Source organism: Sphingorhabdus sp. SMR4y (assembly GCF_002218195.1).
Lineage (GTDB): Bacteria > Pseudomonadota > Alphaproteobacteria > Sphingomonadales > Sphingomonadaceae > Parasphingorhabdus.
In genome coordinates this window covers 646290-661802 of sequence record NZ_CP022336.1, presented here as the reverse complement: position 1 = coordinate 661802, position 15513 = coordinate 646290, and the positions used below count along the sequence as shown (strand labels likewise).

Sequence of the window (15513 nt, the reverse complement as noted above, 5' to 3'; positions counted from 1 at the left end):
CAAAGCCCCTCAATATTATGATTTGATCGACGGATGGACCCCGGCAGCCTGTGGCTCGCCCACTTCCCGCTGGCCTTCCAGATCATCGCCGACATTGTCGTCCTTCAGCGTGTCGAGATGCATCAGATTTCTGATCAGCGGCGACACCACGAGCACACCAATGCCTACGGCAATCGCTACCCAGCCAACGGTGGAATAGACGTCCAGCACCACCTGCTTGCCGGCTTCCTCTCCCACACCTTCTGCGCCAGTGGCAGATGCGATAAGACCCGCGGCAAAATTGCCCGTTGCCGATGCGAAGAACCACGTCCCCATGATCAGGCTTGCCATGTGTGCGGGTGCCAGTCGGTTCATGGCCGACAGACCGACCGGAGACAGGCAGAGTTCACCGGTTGTGTGCAGCAGGTAGATCAGGAAGATGAAGATCACCGGCGTTGCATTTTCAAGTCCGGCAGACTGCGCGCCCCAGACCAGAACCAGAAAGCCGAGACCAACCTGGACGACACCCAGTCCGAATTTGAACGGAGCGGATGGCTCGATGCCCTTGCGTCCCATCACTGTCCAGACTGTGGCAAATACCGGCGCCAGCAGGATAATGTAGATCGCGTTGATCGACTGGAAGGTCGAGGCGGGAACACCGGCCCGGTCGACATGACGGTCGGTGAACAGGTTCAGCGAAGAACCAGCCTGCTCGAACAGAGCCCAGAATATGATCGAAGTCAGGATCAGGAACATGGCCGCAAAGATGCGGTCCCGTTCATCAGACGCCAGCTTCGTAACGGCAGTGACCAGCACATAGAGAACCAGCGCGCCGCCGAACAGGCCGAGCACGTAGCCGACCATATCTTGGAACTGGATGGCCAGCCAGCAGATACCCACCAGCACCAGACCGATGATATACATCCACCATTCCAGTTTCAGTCCGCCGACAGGCTTGTTCAGAAGTTCCGGATCCTTGGCTTCGCCGCGACCAAGCAGCAACGGCTTGCCCCAGATGAAAACGATCAGGCCAAGCAGCATTCCGATCCCGGCCAGACCGAAACCATAAGCCCAGCCATAGGTTTCACCGATATAGCCACAAAGCAGCGACCCCAGCGCGGCGCCGAGATTGATGCCCATATAGAAGATGGTATAGGCGCCGTCGCGCCGCACATCGGTACGGGGATAGAGCTGGCCGACGATCACCGAGATATTGGCTTTCAGAAAACCGGAACCGACGATGATCAGCGCGAGGGCCAGCCAGAAGACGCTGATGATCGGATTGTCGGCATGACCAACCCCCGCATCGCCCTCGAAAGCCATGAAAAAATGTCCCAATGTGAGCAGCACGGCACCAAATAGTACTGCCTTTCGTTGCCCGAGATATTTGTCAGCCAGATAACCGCCGACGACCGGCGTAATATAGACCAGCGCCGTATAGGCGCCGTAAATGATCCCGGATTCGCTATCGGAAAAGAGCCAGTGCTTGGTCAGATAGAATATCAACAGGGCGCGCATGCCATAATAGGAAAAACGTTCCCACATTTCTGCAAAAAACAGAACGAACAGCCCTTTGGGATGACCAAGGAATGTTCCCTTTGCATCACCCGATTCCAGATACGCTCCCGCCATATAAATACTCCCCGGCTATAGATTTGGGCCGCATAATCGGCCCGGTTGCCTCGCACCCTAATGATAAAAATGCGCAAGTGAAGCATATTGTTTCAAGCGAGACTGGTTTTCCGCAAATTCGCCTTGCAATCGGGTGCGTCTCTTCCGAAGTGACGAATATGACCGAAAAGCAATTCAACGATCTCAGCAGCCTTGCCCGCTATCTTCCCTCCCGCCGGTCCGGACGGCCGCGCGATATGGTCGCCCCCGGGCCCGGCAAGTCGCAGATTGAAGAGATTGTCGCAATCGCCCTGCGCACGCCGGACCATGGCAAGCTGGCGCCCTGGCGCGTGGTTGCGGTCGGCGACGATCAGCGCAGCCGGTTGGTCGAGGGCATCCACAAGGCCTATCTGAAAGAACGACCGGATGCCGGCCGAATGGAGCTCGAATCGCTCGAGTCGATGGCCCGACAGGCACCGACCCTGCTTGTCCTGATCTATTCGCCGGTCGAATCGACCAAAATCCCGCTATGGGAACAGGAACTCAGCTGCGGCGCCTTTGCCATGAACATTCTTCACGCTACCCACGCCCTGGGCTTTGTCGGTAGCTGGATCACCGGCTGGCCGGCCTTCAATGACGATGTCCGCGACCTGTTTGGTGCAGCTCCGGAGAAAATTGCCGGTTTCCTTTTTCTCGGGACGGCCGGCGCCGAATTGTCCGAACGCCCCCGGCCCGATCTGGAACAAATATTGTCCTTCTGGGATCCGGCAACGCAAGATTAGCAGGTAAATACTAGGCCAAGCTCCCGAGAAAACGGAACTTTCACCTTGTCTGCATCGCTGTATTATGGCAGTGTAGCAGCATGAACAACAGCAACAAACCGGTCTATCTGAAATTGCGGGACATTATTTCCGATTCCATATTGGATGGGGAATATGGCGAAGGCGATATGTTGCCGTCGGTCCGCGTGTTTGCAGCGGAACAGGGCGCCAACCCGCTGACCGTCGCCAAAGCCTATCAGGGCTTTCAGGAAGACGGGCTGGTCACGGTGAAGCGCGGCGTCGGCATGTTCGTCGCAGCCGGTGCGAAAAACCGCCTGCGGCTCGCGCAAAGAGAAGATTTCATCAGGAATATCTGGCCTCCGGTCGAACGCCAGATGAAACGGCTGGACCTGTCGATCGATGATCTGGTGAAAAGCAACGCCTGAACGGGTTCAGCCCGTGCCTTTCCCCTGCCCCGCACGCTGCCTTGCATAAGCAAGCCGCAGGCTTTTGCGATAGACCGGATTGTCCGGCATGATCGCCACTGCCTTTTTCAGCAGGCTGATGGCATTTTTCCGGCGGCTCTCATCGGCCAGCAGGGCCAGTCCATAGAGATGCGTCACCACCGGACTTGACGGCTGCACTCGATAGGCTATCCGGCCTGCGGCAATCGCCTTATCGGTCTCCCCGAGACCGGTATAGGCCTGCGTCAGCCCCGCCATGATCAGGGCATCATTGTCGCCGATCCGCTCGCGCAGATTTTCGAGTATCTGAGCAGCGACCGACCAGCTTTCGGTTTCCAGATGGGCATAGGCCATCCAGCGCAAACCGGCGATATTGCCGGGATTATAGCTAAGATATTGTGCCAGATCTTCACCCGCTTGCTGCATATCTCCCCTGGCCCGCAACACTTCGACAAGACGCAGCATCACCGATTCGGAAAAACGGATATTACGCGCCTGTTCCAGCGCATCCAGAGCCTCGTCATAATTGCCCATGGCCGCCGCCACATCGGCGACCAGTATATGCGCAGCACTCGCGCCCTTGTTGCCCTGCTGCAAGCGCTTGGCTTCGGCGAAGGCGGCATCATAGTCGGCAGCATTATACAGCGCCCGGATATAAGGCACGACCACCCGGGCATCGCTAGGATTGCGTTGGGCCTCAGCCCGCAACACATTGAGCGGCGCAGCCGCCATGAAGGCGCTTTCCCGGCCATAATCATGAACGGCGGCGCGGTTCATGACCGCGGCCGCCTGCCCCCGCTCGCCGATCGATTCCAGCGCCCGGCCCGCCAGCCACAAGGCATAGGGATCGGCGCCGCTGCGATTGACCTGCGGAATCAGGATATCGACCGCATCGCCTGCACTTCCGGCAAGATAGAGCGACCGCGCCAGCAGATTTTGCGCCTGCCGGTTGTTCGGCTGCATCGAAACCAGTCGCTGGAACTTGTCCACGGCGGCATTGTGATTGCCTTCGCCATGGGCGATAATGCCCTGCACCAGCAGAACCGCCGGAACATTGTCGATCACACCATCTGTTTTCTGCATCAACCGTCTGGCAAGATCATATTTGCCGGCCCGGGCAGCGAGCACCGCCTGCATGAAAAAAGCCCGCGGGTTTTTGCCATCGAGCGCGATAATCTTGCGGGCGATGGCCAGCATGTCGGTCATCCGGCCCATATCCCCCAATGTTGCCGCATATTCAGTCAGCAAGGGGATATCATTGGGATCAAGCTGGAGCGCCCGTTCGAACCAGGGCAAGGCCGCCCCCAGTCCGAACTGGAAGCGCAGCAGCTCGCCGCGATATTGCAGCGCCCGGACATTGACAGGGTCCAGCCTGACGGCTTCGTCAACCGCATTGGTCGCGCCCGCCTGATCCCCGGAGGCCGAACGAAAGCGGGCGATATCGACCCACAGGTCCGGATTTGTACGGTCCAGCGCCATGGCCCGGTTATAGGCCGCGCCTGCCAGTGACTCATCGCCCATCTGCAGCGCGACCCTGCCCAATATCCGGGCCGCATAGCCCGCGTATTCAGGCGGGATGTCACTGGCCGACAGTTGTTCGCGCGCCTTGTCCACCTTGCCTTGCAGCGAATAGGCATGGCCATAGAGATGCCGCACCGCCGCAGGATCGATGCCGAGTTGCACCGCCCGGTCCAGTTCCGCCTCCGCCCCGATACCATCCCTGAGCTTCAGCAGCACTTTCGCCTGTGCGACGCGCGGGGCAATCCAGTCCGGATCGGCCTTGATCGCATTCATCAGTTCGATCCGCGCTGATCGAGCGTCCCGCTGAGCACGGAATTGCGCGGCCTTGGCGAAGGCGGCGCGCGCTTCTTCATTGCCCTCACTGGCGCCATAGATGGCCGACGGAGCAGCGGCCAGAGCCACTGCCAGCGCCAGACCCAGCAGGACCGGTTTGCTGGTCAGCCGGAGTTTCTGGACAAGAGCAATCGTCATATTCAGCTGGCTTGCTGCAACTTATATTGCTTGAGCAGATCATAAAGCGTCGGACGGCTGATCCCGAGCAATTTGGCAGCATTGGATATATTACCGCTGGTCTGGGAAATCGCGCGCAGGATCGCCGATCGGTCGGCCGCCTCGCGCGCCGCTTTCAGGTTCAGCAGATCAGTTGCGGCATTTTCATCGACATCCAGGTCGAGATCATGGGCGCTGACCATTTTGCCATCAGCCATGATCACCGCACGCTTGATCCGGTTTTCCAGTTCGCGGACATTGCCGGGCCAGTGCCAGGCTTCCAGCGCAGCCAGAGCGTCGGGCGCCAGCCCCTTGACGGCCGGATTGATCTCGGCAGCAAATTTCTTCTGGAAATGCCGGGCAAGCAGGCTGGCATCCCCTGATCGTTCGGCAAGAGGCGGAATCTTGATGACGATTTCGGCCAGGCGATAATATAGATCCTCGCGAAAATCATTGGTGCTGATCATGGTTTCAAGATTCTGGTGGGTCGCACACACGATCCGCGTGTCGACAGCGATGGCCTTGCGCCCGCCAATCCGCTCGATCACCCGCTCCTGGAGAAAGCGCAGCAATTTGACCTGCAGCGGCAATGGGATATCGCCAACTTCATCGAGGAACAGGGTGCCGCCATCCGCCTGTTCGATCTTCCCCTCGGTCGTCTTGATGGCCCCGGTAAATGCACCCTTTTCATGGCCGAACAATTCGGATTCCAGAAGGTTTTCGGGAATGGCCGCACAATTGATTGCGACAAAGGCCTTGTCGCGCCGGTCGCTGCAATCGTGCAGACCTCTGGCCAGCAACTCCTTGCCGGTTCCGCTGGCGCCCAGAAGCATCACCGACGCATTGGTATTGGCCACGCGCTCGACCATTTGAGCCACTTTCAGCATTTCCGGCGCGCCCGTGATAATGCCGCCCAATATATAACCTTCGCCATTGCTCTTGGCGGCCAGGCTGGCATTTTCCTGTTCCAGATTGCGGACATGAAAAGCCCGACGGACGATCAGGCCCAACTCGTCAATGTCCACCGGTTTCTGGTAAAAGTCCCAGGCACCGCCGGAAATGGCGCGCAGCGCGCTGGCTTTCTCGCCATGGCCGGATGCAACAATGACCTTGGTATCGGGCTTCAGGCTCAATATCGCCTCCATCGTTGCAAAACCTTCGGTGGTGCCATCCGGATCCGGCGGCAGACCAAGGTCGAGTGTCACGACATCCGGCTCTTCCGAGCGCAGCTTCTCGATCGCGGTTTCGCGATCGCCAGCGATAATCACCTCGAAATCGTCATAAGCCCATTTCAGCTGTTTCTGCAGACCCGGATCGTCTTCGACGATCAGCAGCTTCTCTTTTGGTGGTTGCTCTCTATGTGGCATCATGCTGCCCTTTCGTCTGCGGGAATATCATTCGGTAGATGCGTGGCGAGCGGGAGAATCAAGGTGAACCGGCTCCCCACATTCTCGGTGCTTTCGACTTCCAGACGCCCCTTCATTGCCCTCGCCAGTTCGCGAGCTTCATAGGCGCCAATGCCGAACCCGCCCTGCTTGCTCGATGCAAAGGGTTTGAAAAGCTGGTTGCGGATGAATTCGGCGGACATACCCGTTCCCTGATCACAGACTTCGATCGCCACGCTCAGGTCGCGCCGGCGCGCGTTGATCGTTATCGTCTGGCCGTCCGGGCTGGCGTCAATCGCGTTCTGGATCAGATTGCCCAGAATCTGTTCAACCCTTGCAGGATCCGCGAAGACCGTCAGGTCTTCCACATGACTGCTTTCCAGACTGTGCAGCAAGCGCTTCTTCTCGATAATAGAGCGGATCAGATCGGCTACCTTGACCGACTTCGGTTCTTCCGGATTGCTCTTGTTGTGCTGCGACAGGCGTTCCAGCAAACCGTTCATCTTGTCGGCTGAATCCTGCAGTGTTTCGATCATGTCCGACTGGAATTCCGGATTGTCGGCATGGCGCTTGGCATTGCGCGCGAGCAGACTGAGCTGGCTGACAAGATTCTTGATATCGTGCATGATGAAGGCCATCCGGCGATTGAACTCGTCAAACCTTTGCGCCTCCGACAGGGTCTCCTGACTGCGCGATTCCGCCAGATAGCTGGCGACCTGGCGACCGACCACGCGCAGCATATCCAGATCTTCCCAATCCAGTTTGCGATCGATCCTGGGCCGGGCCAGCAGCATCAGGCCGGCAAGCCGATCGAAATGTACCAGCGGAACCGCTACCCACGCCTGGTCATCCTTGCTCATCCAGTCGGGAATGGCGGCGGCATCGCACTGGTCATCCTTGCCCGCACGCAAGGCGTCGAATTCGACGATATGATTGGTGCGCTCCAGAAAGGGGATGGTTTGGGTCGTACAGGCACGCGCCGGGACGTCGAGCGACGACCAGTTCCAGCGCGATTGCAGCACCAGTTGGCCAGACTCGTCGGGCATCAGCAAAATGCCGGCGGGCGATTCCGTTATATCCGCGATCGCCTTGATCACGCGTTCGTGGAAGGGCGCGCTTTCGGGTCCGGGCCGCCCGATCGTATCAGTGAAGCGGATCCACTCCGACCGGTAATCATAACGATGCTGGAAAAAATTCTTGGCCAGCTTGACCTTGAACCAGGCACGAAAACGGCCCGACGGCAGCAGCAGCAAGGCGCCGATGGTCGCCCCGAACAGGAAGCTGATCTGGGCAAGGCGGGCATAGTCGCCGCCGATGATCTGCAACGCTGTCGCGATCACGACCATCATCAGCAAATAGCTGCCGATCGCCACCAGCGACAAGGAGCGGAAGGCAACGCTGCGCGACAGTTTCAGGTTCCATTCGGTGTTGCGCAAGGATGCAAGCGCCAGGATCGGCGCGATCACCGCCATCATCGGTCCACGCATTGCATGCAGTTCCAGCGGCGTGCTCTGGGTGAGATAGGTGATCGTGAACAGGTTGAGATCGTAAGTCCAGATCGCCGCGAGCGATGCCATCGGCAGCCGGATACCCCAGCGGGTTTCCGGCGCGGAAATCGAATAGAGATTGTGCACAAGCACCAGCGCGCCGACGGCAAAGATCATCCGCAAAACCAGCGATGTATACAGGGTCACGCTTTCCAGATTCGGACTGTCTGAAAAGGCGGGAATCATGGAATCGACGAGCAACTGGCCAAGAAGCACAAAGGCAAGTGCAGCATAGATGCCATTCACCGTTTTCGGCTCGTCGCGCCCCTCGCCTGCGCGCAGCAGGATGAACATGAAGGCGAGCCAGGCAAAATTGCGCAGGCTTTCGGAAAATCGCGATATCGGTGACAGATAGCCTTCAACCGCGATTGACAGCGCCCAGAAACTGGTCAGCGTGATCGCGATGATCAACCAGACCTGCTTGCTGTTGCGGTCGATCTTGCGCTGGAACTGCCAGATCGCCAGCGCGCCGAAAAGCGCGGCCGCTATGCCATGTCCGAACAGGCTGATATAATCGAGAAGCGACGCCATCCTAGCGCGCGCCTTCCGGCCACAATACCACCCTTATGGTCTGCAGGATGATCAGCAGATCGAGGAAAGGCGTGTAATTTTTGGCATAATAGAGATCATATTCCAGCTTGTGCCGGGCATCTTCGGTCGACGCCCCGTAGGGATAGTTGATCTGGGCCCATCCGGTAATCCCCGGCTTGACGATATGCCGTTCGGGATAATAGGGCATCTGCGTTTGCAGATCGTCGACAAATTGCGGCCGTTCGGGACGCGGGCCCACGAAGCTCATTTCGCCCTTCAACACGCTCCAGGCCTGCGGCAGCTCGTCAATCCGCACCTTGCGAATGAAATTGCCGATACGCGTGATCCGCGGATCATTTTCGCTCGCCCAGATCGCCTCGCCATTGGCTTCCGCATCAGCGCGCATGGAACGCAGTTTCAGAATGTTGAACGTCTGGCCATAAAGACCGACCCGTTCCTGCTTGAAAAATGATCCGCCACGGCTTTCCAGCCGGATCAGCACCGCAAAGAGCAGAATTATTGGCCCTGTCAGCAGCAGCAGCATGAAGCTCAGGAATATATCAAAGCCCCGTTTGAAAATGGTCGAAAGCCTTCGTCCTGACGAAAATCCATCGGAAAAGATGAACCAGCTCGGGTTGACGCTGTCCAGATCCACCCGACCGGTTTCGCGTTCGAGAAAGCTGGACAGGTCATTGACATGAACACCGGTGGTCTTGATCGTCAGCAAATCAGCAACCGGCAGCGCATTGCGGCGCTCTTCGAGCGCCAGAACGACTTCGCTGACCTCCAGATCGATCACATGCTGCGGCAAATTGTCAATATCCTGACGGCGTACCGCGCTGTCGATCACGCTCGCGCCTTCGTTCATCGCGACATAGCCGGAAACAATGAAGCCGGAATCCGGGCGTTTTTCCAGCGCGGCAATACGCGCGGCCCGGGGGCCAGCTCCCAGAACCAGAAGCCGCCGTTTAAAAATATCGCTGTCGAGCATGGTCCCCAGCAAGATGCGAATGATCATCAGAAAGGTGATCGCGCATATCATCGCATAGAGGGAATTGGAGCGCCAGAGCGTGATACCGGGCAGCACGAATGCCAGCAGTGAAACGAAAATCACCCCCAGGGAAATCGCGACCAGAATGCGGGCGGTGGCAAAGCGCAGGGATTGCAACGCTTCCGATCCGTATACACCGACCGCGATCAGTGCAAGTTGCAGGGCGAAGGCGAAACTGAAGATCGGTGCCGGTCGGTCAGAGAGGCTCCCGACCTCCATGTTGATTTGCAAAGCACGGAGAATCCAGCCGACTTCTGCTGCTGCAAGCAACAGCACAAAGTCGATAAAACCCAGAAAGATCACGGGGTATGGAATATAATGTTTGAACAATCGGATCATATCGCGCGTCATCTTTCCTTGGTCCGCATTGGCCATAAGGAAAATTCGTTATCTGTCGGTAAATTTTACAGAATAAAATGCGCGCAGGCGCCCTGTTTCGTCGATATTGTTCAATATACCGACAGTCGGCCGGCAGCGTAAACGCCGGTTTACACGGATGATATCAGCGCAAAATCCTAGTCATTGACGAAATCAAAGGGCGTCAGACCGCGTTCTCTTTCGTCAAATTTGAGCGCGCGGCTGCGCGGCGGGGCGGATCGTTGCGAACATTGCGGACGGGTACAGGCGGTGCAACCAAGGCCGATAGCATCCGCCTGCTCGATCGCCAGATCCTTGCCCCGGGCATAATAGAGCGCGGACGCCACATCCGCGGAAACCCCGAGCCCGATCGCAAAAGCAGGCGTATGTCCGCCAGCGCCCGAGCCGATCCCCTGAACAGCGCGCGACAGGGTGAACCAGGTCGAACCGTCTTCCAGCGCGACCAGTTGCGAGCGGATTTCTGCCGGCTGCTCAAACACCCGGTGGATATCCCACAGCGGACAACGATGGGCGCTTTCGACCAGCGGCGCGTTGCTCGCCCCGGCATATCGTTTGGAAATCATGCCGGAACGGTCGATACGAACCATGAAAAACGGAAGCCCGCGCGAGCCCACACGCTGCAAGGTGGTCAGACGATGGGCCACCTGCTCGAAACCCGCACCAAAGCGGCGCTGGAGCAACTGGATCCGGTAGCCGCTCTGTTCGCATGCTTTCAGAAACCGGCCATAGGGCATCATCAATGCGGCGGCAAAATAGCCCGACAGATGACGCCGGAACAGTTTCTCTGCCGCCCGGTCGGTAAATTTTCCGCCCGCTGCCAGCGCGTCTATTTCTGCCTTTGCCTCGATCTGGCCGAGCAGAAGCGCGGCCTGAAACGTGCGCGATGCCGGATCGAGCATTTCCGAAAGCTGCAACTGCCGGGCGTGCAGATCGAGCCGGCGCAGCTTGTCGGGAAGCACGGTTTCCGGCAGGATCCGGATCGTCAGCTGATGCTTGACCCGCAGTCTTTCCGTAATCGCTCCATAAAGATCACCCGCCCCCAGCCTCAGCTCGTCGGCCAGTTCCTCGGCCATTGAATCGAGATCAGCGAAATGGTTGCGCCAGCGTTCGATTTCACGGCGAACCGCCTGGATCGGATCGGGTGCACGATTGCCTTCTGTCTCATCGCCGGTCTTGCGACTGTCAAAGAGACGGGCAAAGGCTTCCGCCGTATTGGGCGAAGCGATCAGCCATTCCTCCAGCTCCGAGCGGTCGATGGACAAGTCCTCGAACAGCGGGCTGGCCAGCCGCTGACGGATTGCATCAATACCGCCACCGGGTTCTGCAGCGATCAGCTGCCGTGGATCAAAATCGAATCTTTCGGCCAGAAGAAGCATCAGCCGCGCGCTCAATGGTCGCTGGTTGCGCTCGATCAGATTGAGATAGCTCGGCGAAATGTCGAGCGCTTCGGCCAGTGCAACCTGCGTCATCGAAGCACTGCGGCGAAGCCGCTTGATCGCGGCTCCGGCAAAAAGTTTCTGAACGGTCATCGGGTGTCTATGTAAATAAATTTACAGAATTTCAAGATATATTGCCAGATCCAGTCACATTCAGCGCAAACCGCTATCTGCTGCAGACCTCAGGCCCGCAGGGTAAATGTTTGTTAACCGCGTCCGGCTATCTCCTTCAGGTCATTCGAAAGACGTTGGTACCAGTTATGCTCAAAGAATCTCTCCTGCTTGTCGCGTCCACCGGGGTGCTCATTTATTTCGTCACGCCATCGGAAGAGCCGCCCCAGGTGCAGCCGGTCGTGGAAGAAGCGCCCGCAATAATTCAAGCTGAGCCGCCGGAACCCGAGGACAGCTGGGAAGCAGATGACAGCGAAGACGGTGATGACGAGAATTTTGTCTTCGGAGAACCGATGACGATTGCCGGTAGCGAGAGTCAGGAACCGTGGGACGAGGACACCAACCCCAGTCTGCAATATCAGCCCGACAAGCTGACATCAAAAACCCGGTATTCCGGCAGCAGCGTCCGCCCGCTGGCAGGCAGTCCGCGACCTGGCGAACTGGGTAGCCAGCAGAATCCCATTGAACGGAACAACGGTGGCCCACCACCGGTGGACATGGACGACTTCTAGCCCCAATCACCGTCCCGTATCGGGCAATTTACCGCAATCACGTCCGGCTAGTCGGAGCAGCGTTGCATCTGATAGACAGCGGGCGCGATGGTGAAATCAAATCGGTTCCGGTCGATGATGGCAACCGGACCGTCCATCCGGAAGCGACCGCCCGTTTCGCCTGTCTCCTCGTCGACCGCGAGATCGTTGAGGCTTAAAACCAGCTTGCCATCCTGCCAGGCCCAGGTGCCGATCAGGTCCTCCGAGACAAAATTCCCGCCGGCTATCATCGTCCAGCTGGTCGGTGCCGAGCAATGTTCGTCAACAAAGGCCCAGCGGCCGGCAAAATAGGAAGAATCAGCCAGGCCAGTCGGTTGCGCAGTGGCCAGAGAGGCGAACATCGCCAAAAGCCCCGGTGCGGACCACGTCCAGACCATCTACTTCTTCAAGATCTGCAACGTCGCTGCGGTCAGAGCTTCGGCGCCGGTCGTAATCACCGTTTCTGCGTCAGGCGCCCAGAAGGGACTGTGCAGCGAAGGCAATTTCGTGCCTTCGGCCACCGATGCCTGATATTCATCCATCGGCACGCCGCCGACCCAGAAGATCATACTCTTGATATTTTCATCTGCCCGCCGGTAGCGGCTGAAATCCTCGCCGCCCATCACCGGTTTCGCCTGCACGACCCGGTCCTTGCCAAAGCGCGTTTCGAACAATTTTGCCATTTCCATCGAGAATTCGGGACTATTGTAGGTCGCGGGCGTGAATTCTGCCTCGCGCACCGACACAACCGGCATCCGGTCCTCGGGCATGCCCGCTGCGATCGCTTCCCCCCGTGCAATCCGCTTGATCCCGTCGAGCAGCTTGGCCCGCGTGTCATCGCCATAGCTGCGCACGGTAATCAGCAGCAAGGCCTCATCCGAAATGATGTTATGCTTGGAACCGGCCTGAAAGCTGCCCACCGTAACAACGGCGGGGTCCTGCGGATCGATTTCGCGGCTCACCAATGTCTGGAGGGAGCCGACGATCCGGCTGGCCAGTACCACCGGGTCCTTGGTCGTGTGCGGATAGGCGCCGTGACCGCCAACGCCCATCACCTTGATATCGACGCTGTCGACATTGGCCAGCGCGAAACCGGGCGCATAACCGACATATCCCGCAGGAACGCCCGCTGCATCATGAAAGGCGAGCGCATAATCCGGCTTGGGGAAGCGGGTGTAGAGGCCATCCTCAAGCATGGCCATGGCGCCCTCGCCCGTCTCTTCTGCCGGTTGCAGGATCATCACCAGGGTGCCGGACCATTCGTCCTTGCGTGCGGCCAGTTGCTGGGCGGCCGCGACCCAGCCGGTCATATGTGTGTCATGACCACAGGCGTGCATGACATAGGTGTCGTTGCCCTCCCGGGTTTTGGCTTGGACTTTCGAGGCAAAGGGGAGCCCGGTTTTTTCCTCCAGCGGCAGCCCATCCATGTCGGCCCGCAGCATCACGGTCGGGCCTTCGCCATTTTCCATGACAGCCACAACGCCGGTGCCACCAACGTTTTCGGTGACCTTAAAGCCAAGCCGCCGCGCTTCGGCCGCCAGCTTGGCGGCGGTGCGCACTTCCTCTCCGCTGAGTTCAGGATTGGCGTGGAGATCGCGATAAATTTCCATCAGCGATGGCATGTCCGTTGCGATAGCCTCCTTCAGGCTGTCTGCATGCGCGGGAACGGTCGCCAGTATCGAAGCCGCCGCCATCAAAGTCAGTTTTGCAAATTTCCGCATCTTCATCCCCAATCCCTGTTTTTCCTTATCAAGCCTAATCTGCTCAGGGGCTCTTGTCAGTCCCCAATATGCCCCGCTCGTCCGTCTCGCCCGCTCTCACGTGGACATTACCGGATCATTGCGCTGTCCAGCCCCCGTCGATCGAGATATTCGCTCCGGTAATCGCCCGCGCCTCGTCCTTGCACAGAAAGATGGCGAGCGCTGCGATCTGGTCAATCTGGACAAATTCCTTGGTCGGTTGCGGCGCCAGCAGCACGTCATTGATGACCTGTTCGCGGGTCAGGCCGCGCACTTCCATGGTATTCGGGATCTGTCCCTCGACCAGCGGCGTCCAGGTATAGCCCGGCGAAATCGTGTTCACGGTGATACCATTCTGCGCGACTTCCAGAGCAACCGTCTTGCCGAACCCGTCGATCGCGTGCTTTGCCGCATTATAGGCCGATTTATAAGGGCTCGCGACCTTGCTGTGCATCGACCCGGTGTTGATGATCCGGCCCCAGCCTTTTGCTTTCATTCCCGGCAGCACTGCCTTGGTCGCGTGGAAGGCACTGTTCATGATGATGTCCATCACCGCGTTCCATTTCTCCTCCGGAAATTCGTCGACCGGCGAGACAAACTGGATACCGGCATTGTTGATCAGGATATCGACCGGCCCCAGTTGCTCGGCACAATCACTGCACATCTGTCGGATTTCTTCCGGCTTGGTCATGTCGGCGCTGCTATAGGCGGCCTTGGTGCCGCTGAGCTCTTCCAGTTCCTGACGCAGCGTTTCAATTTCCTCCGCATCCCCGAAGCCGTTGATCATCACCGCCGCGCCTTCCGCTGCCAGCGCCTTCGCATAGCCGCCACCGATGCCCGATGTTGACCCCGTAATCAGCGCCGTCTTGCCCTTCAAAAACATAGATATCTCCTTTGCCGCGACCTTAAATCAGTCGCACCGGACTGCAATGATTTTGTAAAACTATCTGGCGGAACTTGCGCTTTTTCCGGAATCAGGCGAATTGGAACCAGACGAGGAGACAAGTAATGCGTTTAGACGATCTCGACCCCAGCAAGAATGTTCGTGATCAGGGCCGTGGCGGCGGCCGGAGCTTTGGCGGCGGTGGCGGAGGCGGCCTCGGCCTGCTGCTAAGCTTTCTGCCGATGCTGCTGGGTCGAAAACTGGGCTGCGGCACGATCCTGCTGATCGGAGGCGCCGCGCTTGCCTTCCTGTATTTCGGCGGCGGCGGCCTGCAACTGGCAGGAGACACCGACACCGGCGGATTCCAGTCAGAGAAAACCGGCGGCAATGTGGCCTGCGACACGGAGGAAGAGCTTTTCGCCTGCCAGGTACTCGCCTCGACCGAACAGACCTGGGACAGACTGTTCCGTCAGCAAGGGCAGCGCTATCGTCCGACCACGCTCACCTTCTACGACCAGTCAGGCCAGTCCGGATGCGGCGCGGCGCAGGCCGCCATGGGGCCTTTTTATTGCCCGGCGGATCAGGGCGTCTATCTCGACACCAGCTTCTTCCGCGAAATGTCCACGCGCATGGGCGCGAAGGGCGATTTCGCCCAGGCCTATGTGATCGCGCATGAAGTCGGTCACCATATCCAGAACCTGACCGGTGTCGCCGAACAGGTACGCAATGCCCAGCGCAGCGCCAGCAAGGCGGAAGGCAACGCCCTGCAAGTGCGGATGGAGTTACAGGCGGATTGCTATGCCGGTGTATGGGCGGCGCAGAATGCCGACCGGATGGAAGCCGGCGATGTCGAGGAAGGTTTGAATGCGGCCCATGCTATCGGTGATGATACGCTGATGCGCGGCGCTGGCCAACAACCGGTCGAAAGCATGTTCACCCACGGCTCTTCCGCCCAACGCATGGCGTGGCTACGCAAGGGCATGCAGACCGGCGATCCGTCCGCCTGCGACACTTTTGCACGCGGCGCTGTCTAGGCA

General features: G+C 58.6%; 13 protein-coding genes. 4 read left to right on the top strand and 9 right to left on the bottom strand.

Going from position 1 to position 15513, the window contains the following annotated elements:
* Positions 1-15 precede the first annotated feature (15 nt).
* The gene (locus SPHFLASMR4Y_RS03105; protein WP_089132258.1) at positions 16-1611 is read right to left on the bottom strand and encodes a peptide MFS transporter; all 1596 of its coding nucleotides are present in this window, start codon (positions 1609-1611) and stop codon (positions 16-18) included.
* Positions 1612-1769: 158 nt separating this feature from the next.
* On the opposite strand from SPHFLASMR4Y_RS03105, the gene SPHFLASMR4Y_RS03100 reads away from it, so the two are divergent.
* Both SPHFLASMR4Y_RS03100 and SPHFLASMR4Y_RS03095 read left to right on the top strand, forming a co-directional pair.
* The gene (locus tag SPHFLASMR4Y_RS03100; RefSeq protein WP_089134643.1) at positions 1770-2372 is read left to right on the top strand and encodes a nitroreductase; all 603 of its coding nucleotides are present in this window, start codon (positions 1770-1772) and stop codon (positions 2370-2372) included.
* Between the two features lie 80 nt (positions 2373-2452).
* The gene (locus SPHFLASMR4Y_RS03095) at positions 2453-2797 is read left to right on the top strand and encodes a GntR family transcriptional regulator (RefSeq protein ID WP_089132257.1); all 345 of its coding nucleotides are present in this window, start codon (positions 2453-2455) and stop codon (positions 2795-2797) included.
* Positions 2798-2803: 6 nt separating this feature from the next.
* Here the strand turns inward: SPHFLASMR4Y_RS03095 and SPHFLASMR4Y_RS03090 are convergent, their stop codons facing one another.
* The 5 genes from SPHFLASMR4Y_RS03090 to SPHFLASMR4Y_RS03070 form a co-directional block, all read right to left on the bottom strand.
* Positions 2804-4807 (bottom strand): tetratricopeptide repeat protein, encoded by a 2004-nt coding sequence (locus SPHFLASMR4Y_RS03090; RefSeq protein WP_089132256.1) that lies wholly within the window; start codon positions 4805-4807, stop codon positions 2804-2806.
* A gap of 2 nt (positions 4808-4809) precedes the next feature.
* Positions 4810-6195 (bottom strand): PEP-CTERM-box response regulator transcription factor, encoded by a 1386-nt coding sequence (gene prsR, locus SPHFLASMR4Y_RS03085; RefSeq protein ID WP_260807049.1) that lies wholly within the window; start codon positions 6193-6195, stop codon positions 4810-4812.
* Positions 6192-8288: an XrtA/PEP-CTERM system histidine kinase PrsK gene (gene prsK, locus SPHFLASMR4Y_RS03080; RefSeq protein ID WP_089132255.1), complete on the bottom strand. Its 2097-nt coding sequence runs from the start codon at positions 8286-8288 to the stop codon at positions 6192-6194. Before prsK ends, prsR begins: the two co-directional genes overlap by 4 nt.
* A 1-nt stretch (position 8289) precedes the next feature.
* Positions 8290-9678: a TIGR03013 family XrtA/PEP-CTERM system glycosyltransferase gene (locus SPHFLASMR4Y_RS03075; protein WP_089134641.1), complete on the bottom strand. Its 1389-nt coding sequence runs from the start codon at positions 9676-9678 to the stop codon at positions 8290-8292.
* Between the two features lie 176 nt (positions 9679-9854).
* A complete protein-coding gene (locus SPHFLASMR4Y_RS03070; protein ID WP_089132254.1) occupies positions 9855-11246 on the bottom strand; it encodes a short-chain fatty acyl-CoA regulator family protein in 1392 nt (463 codons plus the stop codon).
* 167 nt (positions 11247-11413) lie between these two features.
* Between SPHFLASMR4Y_RS03070 and SPHFLASMR4Y_RS03065 the strand changes: the two genes are divergently transcribed.
* Complete coding sequence (locus tag SPHFLASMR4Y_RS03065; protein ID WP_089132253.1) at positions 11414-11836, top strand: hypothetical protein; 423 nt, start codon at positions 11414-11416, stop codon at positions 11834-11836.
* Positions 11837-11883: 47 nt separating this feature from the next.
* On the opposite strand, the gene SPHFLASMR4Y_RS03060 is transcribed toward SPHFLASMR4Y_RS03065, so the two are convergent.
* From SPHFLASMR4Y_RS03060 to SPHFLASMR4Y_RS03050, 3 genes are all read right to left on the bottom strand, one after another.
* Positions 11884-12252, bottom strand: coding sequence for a hypothetical protein (locus SPHFLASMR4Y_RS03060; RefSeq protein WP_089132252.1), 369 nt, complete (start codon positions 12250-12252; stop codon positions 11884-11886).
* Positions 12253-13581 (bottom strand): amidohydrolase, encoded by a 1329-nt coding sequence (locus SPHFLASMR4Y_RS03055; RefSeq protein WP_089132251.1) that lies wholly within the window; start codon positions 13579-13581, stop codon positions 12253-12255. It abuts the gene before it with no gap.
* A gap of 109 nt (positions 13582-13690) precedes the next feature.
* Positions 13691-14476: a 3-hydroxybutyrate dehydrogenase gene (locus SPHFLASMR4Y_RS03050; protein WP_089132250.1), complete on the bottom strand. Its 786-nt coding sequence runs from the start codon at positions 14474-14476 to the stop codon at positions 13691-13693.
* A 125-nt stretch (positions 14477-14601) separates the two neighbouring features.
* Here SPHFLASMR4Y_RS03050 and SPHFLASMR4Y_RS03045 point away from each other — a divergent pair, with 125 nt between their 5' ends.
* Positions 14602-15510 carry a neutral zinc metallopeptidase gene (locus SPHFLASMR4Y_RS03045; RefSeq protein WP_089132249.1) on the top strand — a complete coding sequence of 303 codons (909 nt, stop codon included), beginning with the start codon at positions 14602-14604 and terminating at the stop codon, positions 15508-15510.
* The last annotated feature ends 3 nt before the right edge of the window (positions 15511-15513 follow it).